The sequence below is a fragment of the Corynebacterium sp. LK31 genome (genome assembly GCF_014335015.1).
In the GTDB taxonomy this organism is placed as follows: Bacteria; Actinomycetota; Actinomycetes; order Mycobacteriales; family Mycobacteriaceae; genus Corynebacterium; species Corynebacterium jeikeium_D.
Map to the genome: position 1 here is coordinate 137,969 of NZ_PDGW01000024.1, position 24,424 is coordinate 162,392.

The following is a 24,424-nucleotide window of genomic DNA, read 5'->3' on the forward strand; positions in this document are numbered from 1 at the left end:
ATCGTGTCTAGGGCTGATTTAACGAAAAATCCCAGCGAAGTCGCCTCGATGTTCGATGGCGTGGGGAAGAATTACGACATCACTAATACCGTGCTCACCGGTGGCATTGACCACTACTGGCGCGTGCGCACGGCAAAGCGCCTGAACCTGCAGCCTGGCCAGAAAGTCCTCGACCTGGCCGCCGGTACGGCTGTTTCATCAGTGGAGTTGGCAAAGTCTGGCGCATACGTCGTTGCCTGTGATTTCTCCCGAGGCATGCTCAAGGCCGGTGCACACCGCGATGTTCCCAAGGTCTGCGGTGACGGCATGAAGCTGCCATTCCCGGACAACACCTTCGACGCGGTGACCATCAGCTTCGGTCTGCGCAACATCGTGGACTACAAGGCGGGCCTCGCTGAGCTAGCTCGCGTGACCAAGCCCGGAGGCCAGCTAACAGTCTGCGAGTTCTCCACCCCCGTGATGCCGGTGTTCAGCACCTTCTACAAGGAATACCTGATGCGGGCACTGCCGCAGATCGCCAAGGTCGTCTCCTCGAACCCGGAGGCCTACGTGTACTTGGCGGAGTCGATTCGCGCCTGGCCAAACCAGCCGCAGCTTGCCCGCGACATCAATGCCTCTGGCTGGGAGGATGCCGGTTGGCAGAATCTCACCTTCGGTATCGCAGCGCTGCACTCGGCAACCAAGCCCGCACAGTAGCTCGCTAGCCCGCAGCAAAGCCCTGTCGCAGGGCCCGTCGTAAAGCGATTCCTACTGCCAGGGCTGGCGCCCGAACCACTTATCGGAGGCCAGCGCTGTCCTCCCCGAAGCGCGCCAGAGTCGCGCCACTACGTCGCGGTCGTGTTCCGTGACCAGGTTTCCCATCAGGCGTGCGGCAACACCCATGAGCTGGCTTCCCCACGGGGCGCCGATGGTCAACGGGCCGACCGTGGGAAGGAAGCTCGGGTACGTCAGCGTCAGCGCCAACTTGCGAGCCAGCGAGAAGCCGGTGCCGTAGTGCTCGCGAAGGAGGGCGGGCCAGGAGTGCGTCAGCCCATCGCGGCCCGCACCAATCGAGCTAATCAGCTCCACTGCCAGTCGCGCCGACTCCATGCCGTAGTCAATGCCCTCACCGTTGAGCGGGTTGACTAAGCACGCAGCATCACCGAGCAACGCCCAGTTCGGCCCCGCCACATTCGATACAGCACCGCCCATCGGCAGCAGCGCCGACGTCACGTGCTCCGGCTCGCTCATCTGCCACTGATCGCGCACCTGTCCGTGGTACTCACGCAGCAACTTCTTCACATTCGTGCGCGCCGGGCGTGCCGACGTCGCCAGCGCCCCACACCCCACATTCGCCCGGCCCTCGCCCAGCGGGAAAATCCAGCCATAGCCCGGGTGCGTATGCCCTTCGGAGTCGCGCAGTTCCAGGTGCGAGTGAATCCAGTCATCCGCTACGTCTGCGCTGTCGAAGCTGACATACGACCGTGCGGCCACGCCAAAGACGCTGTCTCGATGCCACGCACGCCCCAGCTGCTTGCCGACGGTACTGCGGACCCCATCGGCCACGAGCAACCAGCGGGCCGAGATGGTGTGTGGCTTGCCCTCGTGGTCGGAAAGCTCCACCGCGCGCACGCCGTGCCCCCGCGTGCCGCCAGTGTTCAGCGCTCCGAGAACCACCTTCCGCGCTGCGACTCCATCAAAGACCTGCGCACCGGCATCAGCGGCGGCATTGAGCAAGAAAGTGTCGAGCTCAACTCGCGACATCGCGGATCCGACAGCGGGAAAAGTGCCGGAGGCATCATCTGGCCAAGGTGCGGTGATGGAGCCGCCGAAGCCGTGCAGCTTGAGTCCGCGGTTGCGGTTGCGGCGCAGGAGCTCGTCGTCAAGCCCTAGACGACGTAGCTCAGCGATGGCACGAGGAGTGAGCCCGTCGCCACAAGTTTTGTCGCGCGGGAAGCGCTGGGAGTCGACCACAGTGACCGAAAAACCGGCGCGGGCGGCGTGAATTGCGGCTGCGGAGCCGGTGGGGCCTGCGCCAACAATGAGCACGTCAGTGCTGCTGGGTAGAGCGACGGTGCCGTCGAACGTGGGGGAAACTCGCGAAATCGGGCTTGAGGTCATTGCCCCAGCGTATAACGACGTTGAAACAAATATGGGAACTGGTCTGCTAGCCACTATGCTCGTAAGGTAGTTTATTTAGCAGTTTCTTATCTTTTATCGTCAGTTAGGCAGGTCTCGAATGCGTACTGGAGACTACTCCGGGCTTAGTTCCGGAAGTGCTCAGGGCACTGGTGAGCACACCGCCACTAGTTCTCACTTCGTTGATGAGGCGCTGGAAGCAACAATCACCGAGGGAATGCGCAAGAGCGAGGACCTCCTGATTACCGAGCTGGGGCGCGGCGAGGACTTCCTAGTCGAACGGGTTTCCCACCTAGCTCACGCTGGTGGTAAGCGCTTCCGCCCGATGTTTACCATGCTGGCCGCGCAGTTCGGGGAGAACCCGGAGAGCGATAAGGTCATCACCGCCGCGACGGTGCTGGAGCTGACGCACCTGGCGACGCTCTACCACGACGACGTCATGGATGAAGCGGATAAGCGCCGCGGCGTGCCCTCCGCAAACTCGCGCTGGGACAACACCGTCGCCATTCTGGCCGGTGACTACCTCTTCGCTGCTGCGTCCCGCCTGCTGGCAGAGCTCGGCTCCGAGAGCGTGGCTCACTTCGCTGAGACCTTCGGTGTTCTTGTCACAGGTCAGATGCGAGAGTGCCTCAACGACTTGGACCTGCCGATAGAAGAGCGCATCGAGCGCTACCTGAAGGTCATTGCCGAAAAGACCGGTGTGCTCATCGCATCGGCCGGTTATCTCGGCGCCTATCACGCCGGTGCGTCGGCCGAGATTTCCAACGCACTGCGCCGCTATGGCGAACTAATCGGTATCGTTTTCCAGATTGTCGACGACATTATCGACATCTCCTCCAATACCGATCAGTCCGGCAAGACTCCGGGCACTGACTTGCGCGAGGGCGTCTTCACGCTGCCGGTTCTCTACGCGCTGCAGGAGGACACCCCAGCCGCTGACCGCCTCCGCGAGATTCTTGTCGGCCCAGTTTCCGACGACGCGCTTGTCGACGAGGCCCTCGAGCTCCTGGCTCAGACCAACGGTGTGGCTCGCGCGATGGAGAAGGTCAATGAACTGCTGGATGAGTCCGACCGCGTCATCGCTGACCTTCCTGACTGTGCGGCCAAGGAGTCCCTGCGTCACGTTGCTCGCTACACCGTGGAGCGCGTGGGGTAGTGGATTGAGCTCCATCGGCGAGATGGGCCTAGGGGCGAGCACTGCTCTGAGGTGAGCTCTGCTCTGGGGTGAGTTCTGCTGAGGGGTGAATCCAGGTAGGGAAATATCCTCTCGACCTGCCGATTTGTGTAAATGACAGAGTAGTGGGTAGCATTCCATTCGCACCGTTTAAGAGTGCACGCCAGATTGCCCGAGCGGCCAAAGGGAGCGGATTGTAAATCCGTCGGCATTGCCTTCGTTGGTTCGAATCCATCATCTGGCACAGTGAAATCACCGCGAGAACTTTCTCGCGGTGATTTTTTTGTAGGGGTCGTTGGTGGGGATGCGGGGCAGGGGTTTGGGGTAGGGGCTCGAGTGAGGGGCTCTGGATTAAGCGGGGGCAGGGGCTCGAGTTAGAGGCTCGAGTTAGAGGTCAGCCACTCATCGATGAGCTATTCACTTATGGTTCCGCTGGGGCTCATCGATAAGTGAATAGATTATCCATAAGTGCGCGCCAAATGTCTGCAAACGTGACAAGAAATACCACTGCCTACCTGCTGATTTGTGCTTAGTGGTGATTTCGGGTTAATCTTTGCAAGGCTTCACGGAGAGCACAGAGCGAAACGAAGCGGTCAACAACTGGCCACAGAGTTACGTGCTGGGTTTAACGGATGCTGATGCCCCCTTAGCTCAGTCGGCAGAGCGTTTCCATGGTAAGGAAAAGGTCGACAGTTCGATTCTGTCAGGGGGCTCTGTTCTTTTATACGGACTTATGTCCGGTAGAGAATAGGGGCGATGTAGCTCAGATGGTGAGAGCGCACGACTCATAATCGTGAGGTCGGGGGTTCGATCCCCCCCATCGCTACTACGGACAGTGATGTTCGTCGAACCCCGCCTTGATTATGCAGCAATGCAGTAAGGTGGGACATTGTCAGCTAAGGACTGAAAAGTTCTTTCGCTGGTGGTGAAGGGGCGTGGCTCAATTGGTAGAGCAGCGGTCTCCAAAACCGCAGGTTGCAGGTTCGAGTCCTGTCGCCCCTGCAAGTACCCGTCATCCAGGGCGTATGAAAATGCGTCTGGGTGGCGGGTTTTTCGTTTATGTTCGGTGGCGGTGGGGCAATGCGAGTTACTGACTGCGTTTATGACAAAAACAGCCCGAAAAATGGCTTGAAAGTGTCATAAACCCATACAGTTTCACATTTGCAGCCCCAAGTTCGCATCCCCGAGCGAGCGGCCGAAGCGAGCAGCCCGAGCGAGCAGCCCGTGGCTCTTTGGGGTTGTCAGAATCGAATCTCGAAGCCTGCGGTTCCCACGAAGGGCATTTCTTCGATAGTGTGGATTATCGGCTAGAATTTACGCACTGAACCAGACTTGCTCTGCACAGTGGGGGCTTGGCTCCGGAGAACTTCCCCGGAGTTTGCCCTTGAAGAATTCACGTTTGAGTTTCACTGTGCAGTATCTTTAGGTCTCATATGCACGAAGTAGCGAAGGAGCATCGTGTCTGAGGAAAACCAGACTTTCCAGGCGGCGGCTCGCCCGTCCGGTAAGCGCCAGGCGACGGGCGCGCAGACCACCGTGGCGAAGAAGCCTGCGCGTGAGAAGGAGACCAACGAGCTTTCGACTCGTAACCCTTTGGTTTTCATCAAGCAGGTTGTTGACGAGCTGCGCAAGGTGATTTGGCCGACCGGCCGCCAGATGGTCACCTACAGCATCATCGTGATTCTGTTCCTGATTGCCATGATCGCTCTCGTGTGGGGTGTGGACACGCTGGCCGGTCTGGGTGTCCGATCGGTGTTGGGCAAGTAATCGGTTATACTGTTTCGCAGTGATGCTTTTCATCCCGCCTCCGAGTTCCGGACGGCGGGATTATTCGTTAGCGCAGCTGGTGTCTGGCTGTGCGAAGTGATTGCGGATGGCATATTGGCTCTTAAGACTCTTTAGGCGAAGATGCCAATGTCGCGAACCGTTGATGTAGATACAAGAGGGGTTAGCACGACATGAATGATGGTCAGAATATTTTCTCCGACGCCCAGTCCGCGGATGCTGCCGCAACTGAGCAGGATGCGCAGGGCGCACCGGCTCAGGTAGAAGCTCCGGCCGAGGGTGCAGCCGACGCAGCCGCAGCCGACGCAGCCGCAGCCGACGCAGCCGCAGCTGACACTGCTGCAGCAGAAGCAGCGCCGGCAGAGGAGACTGCCGCTGACGCTGAGGCACAGGCAGCTGCTGACGCAGATGCCGAGTACCGTAAGCGCCTGCGCGAGTTCCAGCGTGAGCTCAAGCGTCGTCCGGGCGACTGGTACATCATCCAGTGCTACTCCGGCTACGAGAACAAGGTGAAGACCAACCTGGAAATGCGCGCCCAGACCATGGGTGTCGATGAGCAGATCCACGAGGTCATCGTTCCGGTTGAGGAAGTCGAAGAGCGCAAGGACGACGGCAAGAAGAAGATCGTTAAGCGCAAGCTGCTGCCGGGCTACGTTCTGGTTCGTATGAGCCTGGATGACCCGTCCTGGTCCGTCGTCCGCGACACCCCGGGTGTTACTTCCTTCGTCGGTAGCGAGGGCCAGCCGTCCAAGGTCAAGATTCGCGAGGTCGCTAAGTTCCTCATGCCGAAGGAGACCATCACCGCGGACGCCGCTGAAGAAGCTGCAAATGCCGACGGTGAGCTGGCTGTCGCAGCGGCGCCGCAGGCGGAGAAGAAGGCCGTCGCCATCGACTATGAGGTCGGCGAGTCCGTCACCATCCTGTCCGGTCCGTTCGCATCTGTGGCTGCGACCATCTCCGAGATCGACCCGGACACCGGCCGCATGAAGGCTCTGGTTTCCATCTTCGGCCGTGAGACCCCGGTCGAGCTGGGCATCGATGAGGTCGAGAAGCTGAACTAGGCCCGACCTCAAGCCAGGCGCAGAGCCAAGCGGAGAGCACCGCCAAGCCAAGCGCCGAGCAAGGCACCAGCTAGCTCGCTCGCGCAACCAGTCCGGTAACGGATTTTGATGCACGCCATACGCTGCGGTAACGTAGCCAGGCGTGCATTTTTGTGCCTTGAGCACAGATGCGCCAAGTAATTCGTATCCCCGGTGGCTGGCACCAACTCAATGACCAGCGCCAGTGGCCATGATGGTCGAGGGCGCAAGGGTCGTCGTAAAGCGTCGGCATCCGGACGGGGTGAGTCGCCTTTTCATCGGGGCGGCGTGCCCCGGTAACTAGGAAGTAGGTTAATCCGATGGCTCCGAAGAAGAAGCTTTCTGCGATTATTAAGCTGCAGATTCAGGCTGGTCAGGCTAACCCGGCTCCGCCGGTTGGTCCGGCACTGGGTGCTCATGGTGTCAACATCATGGAGTTCTGCAAGGCTTACAACGCAGCAACTGAGAACCAGCGTGGCAACGTTGTCCCGGTTGAAATCTCTGTCTACGAAGACCGCTCCTTCACCTTCGTTCTGAAGACCCCGCCGGCAGCTAAGCTGCTGCTGAAGGCCGCTGGCATTCAGAAGGGCTCTGGCGTTCCGCACACCAACAAGGTCGGTTCCGTGACCTGGGAGCAGTGCAAGGAAATCGCCGAGCTGAAGAAGCCGGACCTGAACGCTAACGACATCGAGATGGGTGCACGCATCATCGCCGGTACCGCTCGTTCCATGGGCATCACCGTCGAGGGCGCTAAGTAAACCGTCAGCGTTTAGCTGCTTCTTCATCAAGTGGTAGGGCCAGCTTCGGCCCGCTACACACCACAATCCAACCATTTCACTTAATTGAGATTGGACTTTTCATGAGCAAGAACTCCAAGGCATACCGCGCCGCCGCCGAGAAGATCGATGCCGGCCGCATTTACTCTCCGCTCGAGGCCGCTAACCTGGCCAAGGAGACTTCCTCCAAGAACTACGACGCCACTATCGACGTCGCTATCCGCCTGGGCGTTGACCCGCGCAAGGCTGACCAGCTGGTTCGCGGCACTGTCTCCCTGCCGAACGGCACCGGTAAGACCGTCCGCGTTGTCGTTTTCGCTGCTGGCGAGAACGCCACCAAGGCTGAAGAGGCCGGCGCTGACTTCGTCGGTTCCGAGGAACTGATCGAGAAGATTCAGGGCGGCTGGACCGACTTCGACGCTGCTATTGCTACCCCGGACCAGATGGCCAAGGTTGGTCGCGTGGCTCGCATCCTCGGCCCGCGTGGTCTGATGCCGAACCCGAAGACCGGCACCGTTACCCCGGATGTCGCTAAGGCTGTCACCGAGATCAAGGGCGGTAAGATTTCCTTCCGCGTTGACAAGGCTGCAAACCTGCAGGCTGTTATCGGTAAGGCTTCCTTCGACGCTGAGAAGCTGGCCGAGAACTACGGTGCGCTTATCGACGAGCTGATGCGCCTCAAGCCGTCCGCTGCTAAGGGTAAGTACCTGAAGAAGATCACCGTCTCCGCCACCAACGGCCCGGGCATCCCGGTTGACACCAGCGTGATCAAGGACTACACCGCCTAAATCAGCATCAACCGATAGGCGAGTGTGCTCTTCACGAGTCACTCGAGAGTGACTCTGAGCAAAGCTCTTTAAAACCGCCGCTGCACGCACTTTCCAGAGTGTGTGAGGCGGCGGTTTTGCATTCGCATAAGGGGTATCGATAGCGCGGTGGGGGCTTGGGCGCGGTAGACGTCGTAAAGCGAATTTCTAATCCAAACAACTAATCCAGGCGAAATGGACTCACAGCCAAAGTTTGTTGCTTAAAATCGCGACTATGACGTTAATTTTGGAACCCGAAGAAGGGCTGGAGGCGCTCGGCGAGATTAATCGCCTGGCGCAGCTCGACGACGGTTCCGGAATTATTGAACCGCAGCTCATCTCGTATCTCGACTCGTTGGGCGACGATGCCTATGACATGCCCTGCCTGCGCATCGCGGGACAGACTCTGCTGGGCGAGGTACTGACGGGGCTAGGAGAGGACGAGCGCGTAGCTGAGGTCCTTCGCCGCAATATCCAGGACTCTGTGGTGCTTCCGGGGATGAGTGAGGAGGAAGCTCTACAAGCTCGGGCGGCGCAGGTCGTGGTCGTGCGGCTGTTGCGCATCATCGCGCGGATGGAGGCCGTCGAGCTGCGTAATGTCGTGGCGCAGCAGTGCCTGGCATCGCAGATCCCGCCGGTTGTGCGCGTGGCACTGACACTCACCGTGGATATTCTCGACGCCGCCAGATTGGACGCACATCCCGACGACATGGTGCGCGTGGTGCTCGACTACGCCGACCAAGTGCTCTGGCTTGCCGACGACGACCTGAATGCGTACTTTGCCGAGCTCGAGATGATTGTCCAGCAACGTGAGAAGGACCTGGAGTTCGGCCGCTTCGGAGAGCCAGGTGCGGCGCGGTTTGGATAGGCGATTTGGTTAATTGCCAGGGTCTGGTATAAAGTTTCTTCACGAAGTTTGACCGGCTTCCAATCGGTACCAACATCGAGTTGGGAAGATGGAGGTTGGTACTCAAGTTTCACCGAAGACCGTCGGTCATTCGCTTTGAAAGAAGCGGATTGAAGGTTTCATTGTAGGAATACAGTGAGCGGCCCACGCAGGAGGACTTGGAAGCGCTTGCGCAGTTTGACTTCACCTGTTGTCCTTGCGGTCGGCGGAGTTGAAGTGGAACATGCCACAAGAATTGTGCGCCCCATCCTTGTGCGAGGATTGGGGCGTTTGTTGTATTTGCGCAAAAGAATCCTTCACTTGGCCGAGCGGAAAATTGCAAAGACCAGGAAGGAGGCGAGAGTACACATGGCAGCAAATGCTGAGAAGATTGCAGCTGTTGCAGCGCTGAAGCAGGACGTTGAAGAGTCCAACGCTATCGTGCTGACTGAGTACCGCGGCCTGTCCGTTGCGGAAATCACGGAACTGCGTCGCGCCCTCGGTGCTGATGTTAAGTACTCCGTCGCCAAGAACACCATGATCAAGATCGCTGCCGACGAGGCAGGGATTGAGGGTCTTGATGAGCACCTGAACGGCCCGACTGCAGTCGCCTTCATCAAGGGCGAGGCTGTGGATGCGGCTAAGGCGATTAAGAAGTTCGCCGGTGACAACAAGAACCTCGTGATCAAGGGCGGCTACATGGACGGTGCTGCAATGGATGCAGCACAGTTCGAGGCTCTTGCGGATATGGATAACCGTGAGACCACGCTGGCAAAGCTGGCTGGTGCCTTCAACGGCGTTCTGGCGAACGTCGCTGGCCTGCTCGACGCTCCGACCTCCTCGGTTGCCCGCCTTGCTGCGGCACTCGAGGAAAAGAAGTAATCCCGAGCGGCTCGCGATCTACGCGAACTAAATCACGCGAAAAACTTTTCAATATCACTTTGACGGCTTCGACCCCAGGGATCTCTGAGGGGAGCGGCCGCACCACACTCATAGGAGAATATCCATGGCTAAGTACACCACTGAGGAACTGCTCGAGGCTTTCAAGGAAATGACCCTCGTTGAGCTCACCGAGTTCAAGAAGGCTTTCGAGGAAGAGTTCGACGTCACCGCTGCTGCTCCGGTTGCAGTTGCTGCTGCAGGCGCTGCTGGCGGCGAGGCTGCTGCTGAGGAGAAGGACGAGTTCGACGTCGTCCTCGAGGACGCTGGCGCTAAGAAGATCGGCGTTATTAAGGCTGTCCGCGAGATCGTCTCCGGCCTGGGCCTGAAGGAGGCTAAGGAGATGGTTGAGTCCGCTCCGAAGGCTATCCTGGAGGGTGCTTCCAAGGACGACGCTGAGGCTGCTAAGGCTAAGCTGGAAGAGGCTGGCGCAAAGGTTGCCCTCAAGTAATTCAATTACTTGCCTCGGCCCCGGTAGTGGCCTAAAGCTACCAATTATGACCGCCAATTCTGGGCTTCGTGCCCGGGGTTGGCGGTTCTTTTGTTTCTGGGGCCTTTGCTAACCCGCCTGACCCGGGCAAAACCTCACTAATCTCACCCGTCACAGGGAGTTGAGGCAAAAACCAGCCCACTCATTGTCTTGATTACCCTTATTGGCCTGTAAAGTATCTAACATGCTCTCACGGCCGAGAATTCTGTCTATCCTTCTGTTGGGTCTAGGCACCGCACTGCTTGCTGCTGGCATTTTGCTGCCCAAAGTGCTCAATGTTGATCCCAAAATGCCGCTTGACCTGCCGCCGGTGTCGTATACCCTGCGGGCGGAAGACGGCGTATCCACCAGGATTAACGAAGAGGGCAAGCGGGAAGAAGTGCACTCGCCGCTGCAGCGACAGCTTCACGGCGTGCTCATCGAACCCGCGGATGCGGACAAGGTTTCGCTCCGTGTCGGTGTGACTGAAATGCGTGAGCTTCCCCCTGAGGTTATCGGCACCGACCCGCTGACGGAGCTTATCGAGGCCAATATCTGGACAGTTACCATCGACCGACTCACCGGCGAGGCGCTGGCTCCTGCGACGCTTGTCGACCGCATGGCGGGCGTTCCACGGTCAGTGGCTTTCGAGGGGAACTGGGTGAAGCTCCCGGCCGACACGGAGGAAAAGGAATACCTGATTTTTGATGATCTCCTCCACGATTCCTTACCAGCAAAGTTTGTCGGGGAAGAGGAGCGCGGTGGTAACCGTGTCCTGCATTTCCGTCAGGACATTGAGAAGACGAATCTCGCCCAGAAGTACCGTTCTTATGTCTCTCAGCTAACCCAGGATGACAAGTCCGGCTTCCTCCAGTACCAGGGCACCCGTGATTTGTGGGTTGAGCCCAAGTCTGGCTCGGTCATCGATATGGCCGAGGACATCCACCTTTGGTGGGAGACCCGCGACGGCGAGCCGATCATGGACTACCTGCGCTTCAACGGCAAGATGGACGAAGGCCTTTCCAATCAGCTTCTCTTTGGCGCAATACAGAATTTCCAGCGCCCAGCTCTAGAGCCGTGGTCAATCGGCCTCATTGCGTCCGGTTCAATTCTGGTATTCATCGCAATCGTGGGCATCGTGCGTCCTTCGACCCGTCGTAAAGCAGAGTAACGCTTTACGACGGCCATAGCGCCCAGGCCTCATCGTTATATCGGTAACGGGTGAATGCGACACGCCCGATTTGTCAAGTTGTACTAGACAACTGCCAGTTTTTGATATAGGCTAAATCGTTGCGCTGGAATTAGTGTATCTGTCGCCAGCTCTTTTATAGTTTGCGCTCGGAGCGCGGGGCTATTATGTAGCACCGTTTTTCGTGCATCTAGCTGTTAAAGGAGTTGCTGCGGCGCCGCCGTTAGGGCTCGGGGCTCGCCTTTAAAGGCTGGTCTTGGAGACCAAGTGGCGGGGGAATCACTTTCGTGTGTGACCAAAGGTTAGACGCAAAGTATCCCGGTGCGCAACAGAAATGATTCCTGCAACTTGAATCGCGTATAAACCAAGCGGGCGGAGCGCACCACCGGTTGCCGGTGTGCTCCACCGCGTGAGGTGCTGGAAGGACGCATCTTGGCAGTCTCCCGCCAGACCAAGGCAGTAACCGGTATTCCCGGAGCTTCGAAGAGGTACTCGTTTGCAAAGATTCAGGAGCCGATTGCGGTTCCTGGTCTGCTCGACCTGCAGCGTGAGTCTTTCGCATGGCTCATTGGCACGCCTGAGTGGCGTGCTCGTCGCCAGGAGGAGCTCGGAGAAGACGCTCGGGTTACCAGCGGTCTCGAAGATATTCTAGAAGAGCTCTCTCCGATTGAGGACTACTCCCAGAAGATGTCCCTGACGCTGTCGGACCCATGGTTCGACTCCGTTAAGAACACCGTGGATGAGTCCAAGGATAAGGACATCAACTACTCGGCTCCCCTCTACGTCACCGCGGAGTTCACCAACCGCGAGACCGGTGAGATCAAGAGCCAGACTGTCTTCATCGGTGACTTCCCGATGATGACGGACAAGGGTACGTTCATCGTCAACGGAACTGAGCGTGTCGTTGTTTCTCAGCTGGTGCGCTCTCCGGGCGTCTACTTCGATGAGACCATCGACAAGTCCACCGAGCGCCCGCTGCACTCGGTGAAGATTATTCCGTCGCGCGGTGCGTGGCTGGAGTTCGACGTCGACAAGCGGGACACCGTCGGCGTTCGTATTGACCGTAAGCGTCGCCAGCCGGTCACGGTTCTGTTGAAGGCTTTCGGCTGGACCACCGAGGAGATCAAGGAGCGCTTCGGCTTCTCTGAGATCATGATGGCCACCCTGGAGAAGGACGGTGTTGCAAACACCGACGAGGCTCTGCTGGAGATTTACCGCAAGCAGCGCCCGGGTGAGCCGCCGACGCGCGAGTCCGCGCTGGCTCTGCTGGAGAACAACTTCTTCAAGCCGAAGCGCTACGACCTGGCTAAGGTCGGTCGCTACAAGGTCAACCGCAAGCTGGGTCTGGGCGCTGATGCCTCCGGCGAGATGGTTCTGACCGAGCAGGATATTGCTACCACCATCGAATACCTTGTGCGCCTGCACGACGGCGAGAATGTTATGACCTCGCCGGAAGGTGTTGAGATCCCGGTTGAGACCGACGATATCGACCACTTCGGTAACCGTCGTCTGCGTACCGTAGGCGAGCTGATTCAGAACCAGGTCCGCGTGGGTCTGTCCCGCATGGAACGCGTGGTTCGTGAGCGCATGACCACTCAGGACGTGGAGTCGATCCAGCCGACCACCCTGATTAACGTGCGCCCGGTTTCCGCGGCTATCCGTGAGTTCTTCGGTACTTCCCAGCTGTCCCAGTTCATGGACCAGAACAACTCGCTGTCGGGTCTGACCCACAAGCGTCGTCTGTCTGCACTGGGCCCGGGTGGTCTGACCCGTGACCGTGCTGGCCTTGAGGTTCGAGACGTTCACCCGTCCCACTACGGTCGCATGTGTCCAATTGAGACCCCAGAGGGTCCGAACATTGGTCTGATTGGTTCGCTGTCCTGCTACGCACGCGTGAACCCGTTCGGTTTCATTGAGACTCCGTACCGTCGCGTCCGCGATGGTGTCATCACCGACGAGGTCGACTACCTCACCGCTGATGAGGAAGACCGCTACGTCGTCGCGCAGGCCAACACCCCGGTCGACGAGAACGGCCACTTCGTTCAGGAGACTCTGTCTGTTCGTAAGAAGGGTGGTGACGTCGAGTCCGTCCGCGCCGATGAGGTCGACTACCTCGATGTTTCCCCGCGTCAGATGGTCTCCGTGGCTACCGCCATGATTCCGTTCCTCGAGCACGACGACGCTAACCGTGCCCTGATGGGTGCGAACATGCAGCGCCAGGCTGTGCCGCTGCTGCGTTCGGAGGCTCCGTTCGTCGGTACTGGTATGGAGCAGCGTGCTGCTTACGACGCCGGCGATGTCATTGTCGCTTCGGCCACCGGTGTGGTCGAGACCGTGTCGGCAGACTTCATCACCATCATGGATGATGAGGGCCAGCGCCACACCTACCTGCTGCGCAAGTTCGAACGCACCAACCAGGGCACCTGCTACAACCAGAAGCCACTGGTTGACGAAGGCCAGCGTGTTGAGGCCGGCCAGGTCATCGCTGACGGTCCGGGTACCGACAACGGTGAGATGGCACTTGGTAAGAATCTGCTCGTGGCATTCATGCCGTGGGAAGGCCACAACTACGAGGACGCCATCATCCTGAACCAGCGCATGGTTGAGGAGGACATCCTGACCTCGATTCACATCGAGGAGCACGAGATTGATGCCCGTGACACCAAGCTGGGTCCGGAGGAAATCACCCGTGACATCCCGAACGCGTCCGAGGAGATGCTGAAGGATCTGGATGACCGCGGTATCGTCCGCATCGGTGCTGACGTTCGCGACGGTGACATCCTGGTCGCTAAGACCACGCCGAAGGGCGAGACTGAGCTGACTCCGGAGGAGCGCCTGCTGCGCGCTATCTTCGGCGAGAAGTCCCGCGAGGTCCGTGACACCTCCATGCGTGTCCCGCACGGTGAGTCCGGCAAGGTCATCGGCGTCCGCGTCTTCTCCCGTGAAGACGATGACGACCTGGCACCGGGTGTCAACGAGATGGTCCGCGTCTACGTTGCGCAGAAGCGCAAGATCCAGGACGGCGACAAGATGGCAGGTCGCCACGGTAACAAGGGTGTTATTGGCAAGATCCTGCCGCAGGAGGACATGCCGTTCCTGCCGGACGGCACCCCGGTCGACATCATTCTGAACACCCACGGTGTTCCGCGTCGTATGAACATCGGCCAGGTCCTCGAGGTTCACCTCGGCTGGCTGGCGAAGGCCGGCTGGAGCATTGAGGGCGACCCGGATTGGGCTAAGCGTCTTCCGGCAGACCTGCACGACGTTCCGTCCGACTCCCTGGTCGCAACCCCAGTGTTCGACGGTGCTGAGAACGAGGAGCTCGCTGGTCTGCTCGCGTCGTCCCGCCCGAACCGTGACGGCGAGGTGCTGGTCAACGCTGACGGTAAGGCCACGCTGTTCGACGGCCGCTCTGGCGAGAAGTTCCCGTTCCCGGTTTCGGTGGGCTACATGTACATGCTGAAGCTGCACCACCTGGTCGACGAGAAGATTCACGCTCGTTCCACCGGTCCGTACTCCATGATTACCCAGCAGCCGCTGGGTGGTAAGGCCCAGTTCGGTGGTCAGCGCTTCGGTGAGATGGAGGTGTGGGCAATGCAGGCATACGGCGCTGCCTACACCCTGCAGGAGCTGCTCACCATCAAGTCCGATGACGTGGTTGGCCGCGTCAAGGTCTACGAGGCAATCGTGAAGGGCGACAACATTCCGGATCCGGGTATTCCGGAGTCGTTCAAGGTGCTTCTGAAGGAACTGCAGTCGCTCTGCCTGAACGTTGAGGTCCTTTCGGCCGACGGCGTTCCGGTTGAGTTGGGCTCCTCCGACGATGAGGAACTCGACCACGCGACCGCTTCCCTCGGCATTAACCTGTCCCGCGACGAGCGTTCTGACGCTGACTCCGCATAGTTTCTCGCTTAACGACGAAACATTGCGTGAGTATCAGGGTCGGGAAGCCCTAACTCGCGAATAACCCAACACAGACGACAACGTACAAAAACCTCCGCAGAGAATTTGGTTTCCGCATTACTTCGATGCGGAGGGAAAGGGAAAACAGGTGCTCGACGTCAACAACTTTGACGAGCTCCGGATTGGGCTCGCTACCGCCGACGACATCCGCCGCTGGTCTCGCGGTGAGGTCAAGAAGCCCGAGACGATTAACTACCGTACGCTGAAGCCGGAAAAGGATGGCCTTTTCTGTGAGCGTATCTTCGGCCCGACCCGTGACTGGGAGTGTGCTTGTGGTAAGTACAAGCGCGTTCGCTTCAAGGGCATCATCTGTGAACGCTGTGGCGTTGAGGTGACCAAGTCGAAGGTTCGCCGTGAGCGCATGGGCCACATTGAGCTGGCCGCTCCGGTCACTCACATCTGGTACTTCAAGGGTGTGCCGTCTCGCCTCGGCTACCTGCTCGATTTGGCTCCGAAGGATCTGGAAAAGATCATCTACTTCGCTGCCAACATCATCACTTCTGTGGATGAAGAGGCTCGCCACAACGACCAGGAAACCCTCGAAGCAGACATGCTCGTGGACAAGAAGCTGGTTGAGGACGACCGCGACCAGGAGCTGGCCGAGCGTGCCCAGACCCTGGAAGAGGATCTGGCTGAGCTCGAGGCAGCCGGTGCCAAGGCTGACGCCCGTAAGAAGGTTCAGTCTGCAGCCGAGCGCGAGATGCGCCACATCCGTGAGCGCGCCCAGCGCGAGCTGGATCGTCTCGACGAGATCTGGAACACCTTCATCAAGCTCGAGCCGAAGCAGATGATTATCGACGAGGGTATTTACACCGAGCTCGTCGACCGCTACGAGGATTACTTCACCGGTGGTATGGGGGCTGAGGCTATTCAGACCCTGATCCGTAACTTCGACTTGGCCAAGGAGGCCGAGGAGCTGCGCGAGATTATTCGCGACGGCAAGGGTCAGAAGAAGATGCGCGCCCTCAAGCGCCTGAAGGTTGTCACTGCATTCCTGCAGTCCGGCAACGACCCGGCCGCTATGGTGCTTGACTGCATCCCGGTGATTCCGCCGGAGCTGCGCCCGATGGTGCAGCTCGACGGTGGCCGCTTTGCGACCTCGGACTTGAACGACCTCTACCGTCGTGTCATCAACCGCAACAACCGCCTGAAGCGCATGATTGACCTCGGCGCTCCGGAGATCATTGTCAACAACGAGAAGCGCATGCTTCAGGAATCCGTTGACGCACTGTTCGACAACGGACGTCGTGGCCGCCCGGTCACTGGTCCGGGTAACCGCCCGCTGAAGTCCCTGAGCGACCTGCTCAAGGGTAAGCAGGGGCGTTTCCGTCAGAACCTGCTGGGTAAGCGTGTTGACTACTCTGGCCGTTCGGTTATTATCGTCGGCCCGCAGCTGAAGCTGCACCAGTGTGGTCTGCCGAAGCTGATGGCTCTCGAGCTGTTCAAGCCGTTCGTGATGAAGGAGCTCGTGGCCAAGAGCTACGCGCAGAACATCAAGAGCGCGAAGCGCATGGTTGAGCGTCAGCGCCCAGAGGTGTGGGACGTCCTCGAAGATGTCATTACCGGGCACCCGGTTCTGCTGAACCGTGCACCTACGCTGCACCGCCTGGGTATTCAGGCGTTCGAGCCGGTCCTGGTTGAGGGTAAGGCAATTCAGCTGCACCCACTGGCTTGTGAGGCTTTCAACGCCGACTTCGACGGTGACCAGATGGCAGTCCACCTGCCGCTGTCCGCTGAAGCGCAGGCCGAGGCTCGTGTCCTGATGCTGTCCTCGAACAACATTCTGTCGCCGGCTTCCGGTAAGCCGCTGGCTATGCCGCGTCTGGACATGGTCACTGGCCTGTACTTCCTGACGCTGGAGAAGCCAGAGCTGCCGGGTGGCCACCAGGATGCCACCGAGGACGCACCGGAGCAGGGTATTTACACCAGCCCGGCCGAAGCCATCATGGCTTACGACCGCGGTGCAATTGGCCTGCAGAGCCCGATTAAGGTTCGCATCAGCCACCTGCGTCCGCCGGCTGAGATTGAATCCGAGCAGTTCCCAGACGGTTGGAACAAGGGCGATACTTGGCTGGCTTCGACCACGCTGGGCCGCGTTATGTTCAACGACCTGCTGCCGTGGAACTACCCATACGTCGAAGGCGTTATGGCTAAGAAGCCGCAGGCTGCGATCATCAACGACTTGGCTGCCAAGTACCCGATGATCACGGTCGCTCAGACCGTCGACAAGCTCAAGGATGCTGGTTTCTACTGGGCTACCCGTTCTGGTGTCACCATTGCTATGTCTGACGTGCTGGTTCTCCCGAACAAGCGGGAGATCCTAAACGGCTACGAAGAGAAGGCCGCCACGGTGGAGAAGAAGTTCCGCCGTGGTAAGCTCTCGGCTGCTGAGCGTCACGAGTCGCTGGTTAACCTGTGGAAGGCTGCGACGGCTGAGGTCGGTGAAAAGGTCGAGGCTCTGTACCCGGATGACAATCCGATTCCGATGATCGTGAAGTCGGGTGCTGCCGGTAACATGGGCCAGATTCACTCGCTGGCCGGCATGAAGGGTATGGTTACGAACCCGCGTGGTGAATACATCACCCGTCCGATTAAGACCTCCTTCCGCGAAGGCCTGTCGGTTCTCGAGTACTTCAACAACTCGCACGGTTCCCGTAAGGGTCTGGCCGATACCGCGCTTCGTACCGCTGACTCGGGTTACCTGACCCGTCGTCTGGTCGACGTTGCGCAGGACGTCATCGTTCGCGAAGAGGACTGTGGCACTCACGATGGTGTCATTGTCGAGATTGGCGAGGATGTTCTGGACACAACCGGCAACCCGACCGGCGAGATCCGTCGTGCGAAGTATGTCGAGACCGCCGCGATTGCTCGTGTGCTGGCAGCCGATGTCACCGACGCTGAGGGCAATGTCCTTATCGCGGCTGACACCGACCTGAACGACGACCACATCACCCTGGCTCTCAGCCACGGTGTCAAGGAAGTCAAGGTCCGCTCGGTTCTGACCTGTTCCACCGCAACCGGTGTCTGTGCCAAGTGCTACGGTCGCTCGATGGCAACCGGCAAGCTGGTCGACATCGGAGAGGCTGTCGGTATTGTTGCTGCGCAGTCCATTGGTGAGCCGGGTACCCAGCTGACCATGCGTACGTTCCACCAGGGTGGTGTCGGTGGCGACATTACCGGTGGTCTGCCGCGTGTCCAGGAGCTGTTTGAGGCCCGCGTGCCGAAGAACAAGGCTCCGCTGGTCCGCGAAAACGGTCGCGTGCGCCTGGAGGAGGACGAGCACTTCTACACGCTCACCCTCATCCCGGATGCCAACAGCGAAGACGAGGTTGTTTACGACAAGCTGTCCAAGCGTCAGGGCCTGGCTGAAATCACTGTCGATGGCCGTCGTCGCGCCATCCGCGATGGTGACCACGTGGTCAAGGGTCAGCAGCTGCTCAAGGGCGCTGCCGATCCGCACGAGGTCCTCGAGGTTCTGGGCCGCCGAGGCGTCCAGCGCCACCTCATCGAGGAAGTCCAGTCGGTCTACCGTGATCAGGGTGTGGCCATTCACGACAAGCACATCGAGGTTATCGTCAGCCAGATGCTGCGCCGCGTGATTGTGTCTAAGCCAGGTGACTCCGAACTGCTGCCAGGTGCACTGGTCGAGCGCTCCACGGTCATGGCGAAGAACCGCGAGATTGTCGCCTCCGGTGGCAGCGTCATCGAAGGCCGTCGCGTGCTGATGGGTATTACCAAGGCATCGCTGGCCACCGAGTCCTGGCTGTCCGCCGCCTCCTTCCAGGAGACGACGCGCGTGCTTACCGACGCCGCTATCAACAAGCGCTCGGATAAGCTCATCGGCCTGAAGGAGAACGTGATCATCGGTAAGCTGATCCCGGCTGGTACGGGTATCTCGCGCTACCGCAACATCACGGTTGAGCCGACTGAGGAAGCTGCCCGCCAGGCAGCCGCCCCGTTCGCTTCCTTCGGCGAGGGCTTCTACGGTGCCGAGGACACCTACGGCATCGATCAGGTCGGTTCCGCAGTTCCGCTGGATGACATCGGAACCTTCGAGTAGAAATCAATAGCTTTGCGGCAGCGGCTGGGGGAGCGGGAGAATTCCCTCGGTCACTGTCTGGCAAAGCACCTCGCCTGACAGTTGGGGCTTCGTGCGCTAACTGTTAGGTGGCAACCGGAAAAATCCTCCGGCACAGTTGTGGCTTACTAGCGGATTGCTAGTTCGTCACGGTCGTGCCGGAGGATTTTTCTTTGTCGAGGCAACCCAACTGGAAAACTCGGCTGGAGACTGAAGAAAGGCGATAGGAACAGAGGCAGGGGCAGGGGAGGGAGGGCTAGGGGCCCGTCCCGGCCTCCCTCCTCTACATCTTGAGAGCCTCTGCAATCGGAGTGTTGCCCTCGTTGAAGTTAATCATGCGACCAACGGTAGCCTCGTTGAACACGGTCTGCGCGATGACATTGGCAACGGTCGCACGAGCGACCTCGCCTGCCTTGTCCGCCGTGGTGTCGATGGAATCCTGGCCCTCGTTGAGCGTGAGCGCACTCGGGCCGAGAATGGTCCATTCCAGGTTTGAAGCGCGCAGCGCTTCGTCGGCTGCAGCCTTGGACTCGGCATAGGCAAAGAAGCTGTGATCCTCTGGAACGCCATGGTCGTGGCCCGCACCAAAGTAAGAGACCATCACGTAGCGCTTAACGCCAGCCTGCTCGGCTGCGGCAATCGAAGTAATAGCTGCGTCGCGGTCGATCGCGTACGTCCGTTCTGGTGAACCTCCACCAGCGCCGGCGGACCAAATCACAGCGTCGTGCCCGCTGAGAAGGTCCGCAAACTGTTCGGTCGAGAGACTGGCGATGTCGTAAACGGCTGGTGTGGCGCCGAGAGCCTCGATATCCGGAACCTGGTCGGGGTTGCGTATAACAGACGTGACCTCGTAGCCATCGTCGATAAGTAGGGGAGTAGCGATTTGGGCCACCTTGCCGTGGCCGCCAATGACAATAACCTTTTTAGACATGTCCCCACCTATACGCTGCCAGTACACTGCTGGCAATGAAGAAGGCATTCGCCTGTGGTGAACATGGCGATTAAGTTTCTCCAGCGCTGATGCAGGACAGTACTATGGGCAAACCGAACGGACGGCAGAATTGGCCGCGTTATCGATTCAAACCGGCATAGTAACGTCTGCGTCTTTTGGGGCGAGGCGCGCCGTGCTGAACACCCAAAAATTTGATCACCAAGCCCACAAGCGCTCAAAGTGCTTGAAATTTATAGGCCATTACCAGGGTGTTTGGACTAAACCCGCAGCTCGCGTACTGTTATACAACGATCCCAGAAAAGAATTGGGAACTTGAGACATTACCCAGTAGGCCAGCGAGAGCGGCTGACTGGGTTTCGCACGTTCAAAATCCCTCCATTTCTTGCGTTCAACCGATGGGCTCACCACTGGATGAGTAATAACTTTTCTTGTGATGCATTCACACGGAAGGTGGTTACTCCGCTGCGGTTGGCATCGGTCGTGAGAATGTCCAGCGAGGATTGAAAACAGAAAGAGGCTTCATGCCCACTATTCAGCAGCTGGTCCGCAAGGGCCGCCATGACAAGAAGGCTAAGGTTGCAACCGCAGCTCTGAAGGGTTCCCCTCAGCGCCGCGGCGTTTGCACCCGTGTTTACACCACCACCCCGAAGAAGCCGAACTCGGCTCTTCGTAAGGTCGCTCGTGTTCGTCTGACCTCCGGTGTCGAGGTTTCGGCTTACATTCCGGGTGAGGGCCACAACCTGCAGGAGCACTCCATGGTGCTCGTTCGCGGTGGTCGTGTTAAGGACCTCCCGGGTGTCCGCTACAAGATCGTCCGTGGTTCCCTCGACACCCAGGGTGTCAAGGACCGCAAGCAGGCTCGTTCCCGCTACGGCGCAAAGAAGGAGAAGTAAGCCATGCCACGTAAGGGCCCAGTACAGAAGCGTCCTGTCGTCAACGACCCGGTCTACGGCTCCCCTCTGGTGTCGCAGCTGGTCAACAAGGTTCTGATCGACGGTAAGAAGTCGACTGCAGAGCGCATCGTCTACGGTGCACTTGAGATGTGCGAAGAGAAGACCGGTACTGATCCGGTGCTGACTCTGAAGCGCGCAATCGAGAACGTCAAGCCGGCTCTTGAGGTTCGTTCCCGCCGTGTTGGTGGCGCCACCTACCAGGTCCCGGTCGAGGTTCGTCCGGGCCGTGGCACCACGCTGGCACTGCGCTGGCTGCTGATGTTCTCCCGTCAGCGCCGTGAGAACACCATGACCGAGCGTCTCGCTAACGAGATTCTCGATGCATCCAACGGCCTGGGTGCATCCGTCAAGCGTCGTGAGGACACTCACAAGATGGCGGAAGCAAACCGCGCATTCGCTCACTACCGCTGGTAATCGCTTATCGACGGAGGCCGCGAGTGGTCACCGTCGTAGAGCAGCTGCCGGTATGTCAACGGCGCGCGTCGGTCGCGGTCCACAGATCTTTAAGGGTCACTCAATAGGGGCCAGCCCGGCGCTTACACCCGATGTCTTGCGTAGAATTTACGCAATAGGTGTACGTCACGGCGCGACTTCGCGCCAAGACGGTGGCATTATAGATAAAGCAAACCCGACCGACGGCGGATTTGACGGCCAATTGCAATCCCGTGATTGAGTCTCACCGCCAAACCGATTTGAAACGAGTGGGGAATCAAGTGGCTGAAGGTGCACTTCCCGTTAAGAAGGACCTCCACAAGGTCCGCAACATCGGCATCATGGCGCACATCGATGCTGGTAAGACGACTACGACTGAGCGCATCCTGTACTACACGGGTATTAACCGCAAGGTCGGCGAGACTCACGATGGTGGCGCTACCACCGACTGGATGGAGCAGGAGAAGGAGCGCGGTATTACCATTACCTCCGCTGCTGTGACCTGTTTCTGGAACGACAACCAGATCAACATCATCGATACCCCGGGCCACGTCGACTTCACCGTTGAGGTTGAGCGTTCCCTGCGTGTGCTCGACGGTGCCGTCGCAGTCTTCGACGGTAAGGAAGGTGTCGAGCCGCAGTCTGAGCAGGTTTGGCGTCAGGCTCAGAAGTACGATGTCCCGCGTATTTGCTTCGTCAACAAGATGGACAAGCTGGGCGCTGACTTCTACTACACCGTTGGCACCATCGTTGACCGCCTCGGTGCTAAGCCGTTGGTTATGCAGCTGCCGATTGGCGCTGAGGATGACTTCGACGGCGTTGTTGACCTGCTGGAGATGAAGGCCCTCATGTGGCCGGGCAAGGTTGAGATCGGCACTCCTGCGCAGGTCGAGGAGATTCCGGCGGACATGGTCGACAAGGCTAACGAGTACCGTGAGAAGCTCATTGAGACCGTCGCTGAGTCCGACGAGGAGCTCATGGAGAAGTACTTCGGTGGCGAAGAGCTGACCATGGACGAGATCAAGGGCGCCATCCGCAAGATGGTCCTGAACTCTGAGGTTTACCCGGTCTACTGTGGTACCGCTTACAAGAACAAGGGTGTTGAGCCGCTGCTCGACGCTGTCATTGACTTCCTGCCGAATCCGCTGGACATCGGTGAGGTTCACGGCCACCAGATGGGCGACGAGGACGTCGATATGGTCCGTAAGCCGTCTAAGGATGAGCCGTTCTCCGCTCTCGCATTCAAGATTGCTGCTCACCCGTTCTTCGGCAAGCTGACCTTCGTCCGCGTTTACTCCGGTCGTGTGGAGCCTGGCCAGCAGGTCCTGAACTCCACCAAGGACAAGAAGGAGCGCGTCGGTAAGCTGTTCCAGATGCACGCCAACAAGGAGAACCCTGTTGACGAGGCAGTGGCAGGTAACATCTACGCCTTCATTGGTCTGAAGGACACCACCACCGGTGACACCCTGTGTGCACAGGATGCTCCGATCGTTCTGGAGTCCATGTCCTTCCCGGATCCGGTTATCTCCGTTGCTATTGAGCCAAAGTCCAAGGCTGACCAGGAGAAGCTGGGTACCGCTATTCAGCGTCTGGCTGAAGAGGACCCGACCTTCACCGTTCACCTGGATGAGGAAACCGGCCAGACCGTTATCGGCGGTATGGGCGAGCTCCACCTCGACGTCCTGGTTGACCGCATGAAGCGCGAGTTCAAGGTCGAAGCAAACATCGGTAACCCGCAGGTTGCTTACCGCGAGACCATCCGCAAGCCGGTCGAGAAGTTCGAGTACACCCACAAGAAGCAGACCGGTGGTTCGGGTCAGTTCGCCCGCGTCATCATTGCTCTGGAGCCGTACTCCCCGTCCGCTGAAGAGGTGGAAGAAGGCGAGTCCACAACTTACCTCTTCGCAAACGAGGTCACCGGTGGCCGCGTTCCGAAGGAGTACATCCCGTCTGTCGACGCTGGTATCCAGGATGCAATGCAGTACGGTACCCTCGCCGGCTACCCGCTGGTGAACATCAAGGCAACCCTGCTCGACGGTGCTTACCACGAGGTTGACTCCTCCGAAATGGCCTTCAAGATCGCTGGTCAGCAGGCTCTGAAGGAAGCTGTTCAGAAGGCTAAGCCGGTCCTGCTCGAGCCGATGATGGCCGTTGAGGTCATTACTCCGGAAGAGTACATGGGTGAGGTCATCGGTGACATCAACTCCCGTCGTGGCCAGGTCAACTCCATGGAAGACCGCACCGGCGTCAAGGCTGTCAAGGCTCTGGTTCCGCTGTCCGAGATGTTCGGCTACGTTGGTGACCTGCGCTCCAAGACCCAGGGTCGCGCTAACTACACCATGATCTTCGACTCCTACGCTGAGGTTCCGTCCTCCGTGGCCGAGGAGATCATTGCAGCTCGTACCGGCGCTTAAATCACGCCGGTAGGGTGGGGCACTCAATCAGAGTTGACCCCATCCCTGCACGCACTGCACTGTCACTCTTTTAGAGAACGCAGTGCGAGGGTCTGCAGCTTTAGTAGATTCCCTCTAGCTTTGACTGTGCTGAGACATCGTCAGACTGTTGGCGTGTGTTAGCACAGGCAAGCTCTAGGGGGTAGCTGCTCGCAATTCATATCGTTGGCCGATTTTAGATCGCAGCTCAAATATCTAGCATTTATGCAGGTAAATGACGATGTGAGTTGCTGGCCGTTACCCACCCTTAACTAGGGGGTTGGTCTGGTTTGGAAAACTCCAGTATCCTGCCCTAGTATCGAGTAACTGGCACAGTGAAAGAATAGTGCTCTTTTGCGCGCGCACGTTCCGAAGTCGGAAGCGAACAGCTTC

At 58.9% G+C, this 24,424-nt stretch carries 17 protein-coding genes and 4 tRNA genes; 19 read left to right on the forward strand and 2 right to left on the reverse strand.

What is annotated here, in order from left to right; translation table 11 throughout:
* The first annotated feature begins 3 nt into the window (after window positions 1–3).
* Window positions 4–696 carry a demethylmenaquinone methyltransferase gene (locus CRD18_RS09235; RefSeq protein ID WP_042388380.1) on the forward strand — a complete coding sequence of 231 codons (693 nt, stop codon included), beginning with the start codon at window positions 4–6 and terminating at the stop codon, window positions 694–696.
* Between the two features lie 51 nt (window positions 697–747).
* On the opposite strand, the gene CRD18_RS09240 is transcribed toward CRD18_RS09235, so the two are convergent.
* The gene (locus tag CRD18_RS09240) at window positions 748–2,100 is read right to left on the reverse strand and encodes a geranylgeranyl reductase family protein (protein ID WP_168163232.1); all 1,353 of its coding nucleotides are present in this window, start codon (window positions 2,098–2,100) and stop codon (window positions 748–750) included.
* A gap of 118 nt (window positions 2,101–2,218) precedes the next feature.
* On the opposite strand from CRD18_RS09240, the gene CRD18_RS09245 reads away from it, so the two are divergent.
* The 15 genes from CRD18_RS09245 (at window position 2,219) to CRD18_RS09315 (ending at window position 19,244) form a co-directional block, all read left to right on the forward strand.
* Window positions 2,219–3,274, forward strand: a complete 1,056-nt coding sequence (locus CRD18_RS09245) for a polyprenyl synthetase family protein (protein WP_016422037.1) — start codon at window positions 2,219–2,221, stop codon at window positions 3,272–3,274.
* Window positions 3,275–3,454: 180 nt separating this feature from the next.
* Window positions 3,455–3,536 (forward strand) — tRNA-Tyr (locus tag CRD18_RS09250).
* Between the two features lie 396 nt (window positions 3,537–3,932).
* A tRNA-Thr gene (locus CRD18_RS09255) sits at window positions 3,933–4,005 on the forward strand.
* A gap of 39 nt (window positions 4,006–4,044) precedes the next feature.
* A tRNA-Met gene (locus CRD18_RS09260) sits at window positions 4,045–4,118 on the forward strand.
* Window positions 4,119–4,221: 103 nt separating this feature from the next.
* Window positions 4,222–4,294 (forward strand) — tRNA-Trp (locus CRD18_RS09265).
* A gap of 456 nt (window positions 4,295–4,750) precedes the next feature.
* Window positions 4,751–5,059 (forward strand): preprotein translocase subunit SecE, encoded by a 309-nt coding sequence (secE, locus tag CRD18_RS09270; RefSeq protein ID WP_016422041.1) that lies wholly within the window; start codon window positions 4,751–4,753, stop codon window positions 5,057–5,059.
* 191 nt (window positions 5,060–5,250) lie between these two features.
* Window positions 5,251–6,138: a transcription termination/antitermination protein NusG gene (gene nusG / locus CRD18_RS09275; protein ID WP_070606773.1), complete on the forward strand. Its 888-nt coding sequence runs from the start codon at window positions 5,251–5,253 to the stop codon at window positions 6,136–6,138.
* Between the two features lie 338 nt (window positions 6,139–6,476).
* The gene (gene rplK / locus CRD18_RS09280) at window positions 6,477–6,914 is read left to right on the forward strand and encodes a 50S ribosomal protein L11 (protein ID WP_016422043.1); all 438 of its coding nucleotides are present in this window, start codon (window positions 6,477–6,479) and stop codon (window positions 6,912–6,914) included.
* Window positions 6,915–7,015: 101 nt separating this feature from the next.
* A complete protein-coding gene (rplA, locus tag CRD18_RS09285) occupies window positions 7,016–7,720 on the forward strand; it encodes a 50S ribosomal protein L1 (protein WP_016422044.1) in 705 nt (234 codons plus the stop codon).
* 253 nt (window positions 7,721–7,973) lie between these two features.
* The gene (locus CRD18_RS09290) at window positions 7,974–8,606 is read left to right on the forward strand and encodes a hypothetical protein (RefSeq protein WP_069359387.1); all 633 of its coding nucleotides are present in this window, start codon (window positions 7,974–7,976) and stop codon (window positions 8,604–8,606) included.
* A 387-nt stretch (window positions 8,607–8,993) separates the two neighbouring features.
* A complete protein-coding gene (rplJ, locus tag CRD18_RS09295) occupies window positions 8,994–9,506 on the forward strand; it encodes a 50S ribosomal protein L10 (protein ID WP_016422046.1) in 513 nt (170 codons plus the stop codon).
* 124 nt (window positions 9,507–9,630) lie between these two features.
* Window positions 9,631–10,014 (forward strand): 50S ribosomal protein L7/L12, encoded by a 384-nt coding sequence (gene rplL, locus CRD18_RS09300; RefSeq protein ID WP_016422047.1) that lies wholly within the window; start codon window positions 9,631–9,633, stop codon window positions 10,012–10,014.
* Between the two features lie 223 nt (window positions 10,015–10,237).
* Entirely contained in the window at window positions 10,238–11,203 is a 966-nt protein-coding gene (locus tag CRD18_RS09305) for a DUF3068 domain-containing protein (protein WP_049170045.1), read from the forward strand.
* Between the two features lie 432 nt (window positions 11,204–11,635).
* The gene (locus CRD18_RS09310; protein WP_070429877.1) at window positions 11,636–15,124 is read left to right on the forward strand and encodes a DNA-directed RNA polymerase subunit beta; all 3,489 of its coding nucleotides are present in this window, start codon (window positions 11,636–11,638) and stop codon (window positions 15,122–15,124) included.
* Between the two features lie 148 nt (window positions 15,125–15,272).
* Window positions 15,273–19,244, forward strand: coding sequence for a DNA-directed RNA polymerase subunit beta' (locus CRD18_RS09315; RefSeq protein WP_049170042.1), 3,972 nt, complete (start codon window positions 15,273–15,275; stop codon window positions 19,242–19,244).
* Window positions 19,245–19,545: 301 nt separating this feature from the next.
* Here CRD18_RS09315 and CRD18_RS09320 read toward each other — a convergent pair whose 3' ends face one another.
* Window positions 19,546–20,193, reverse strand: coding sequence for an SDR family oxidoreductase (locus CRD18_RS09320; protein WP_049193219.1), 648 nt, complete (start codon window positions 20,191–20,193; stop codon window positions 19,546–19,548).
* A 542-nt stretch (window positions 20,194–20,735) separates the two neighbouring features.
* Here CRD18_RS09320 and rpsL point away from each other — a divergent pair.
* The 3 genes from rpsL to fusA all read left to right on the forward strand — a co-directional run bounded on the left by rpsL (window position 20,736) and on the right by fusA (window position 24,013).
* The gene (rpsL, locus tag CRD18_RS09325; protein ID WP_038627636.1) at window positions 20,736–21,107 is read left to right on the forward strand and encodes a 30S ribosomal protein S12; all 372 of its coding nucleotides are present in this window, start codon (window positions 20,736–20,738) and stop codon (window positions 21,105–21,107) included.
* Between the two features lie 3 nt (window positions 21,108–21,110).
* A complete protein-coding gene (rpsG, locus tag CRD18_RS09330; protein WP_049193220.1) occupies window positions 21,111–21,581 on the forward strand; it encodes a 30S ribosomal protein S7 in 471 nt (156 codons plus the stop codon).
* A 299-nt stretch (window positions 21,582–21,880) separates the two neighbouring features.
* A complete protein-coding gene (gene fusA / locus CRD18_RS09335; protein ID WP_187406680.1) occupies window positions 21,881–24,013 on the forward strand; it encodes an elongation factor G in 2,133 nt (710 codons plus the stop codon).
* The last annotated feature ends 411 nt before the right edge of the window (window positions 24,014–24,424 follow it).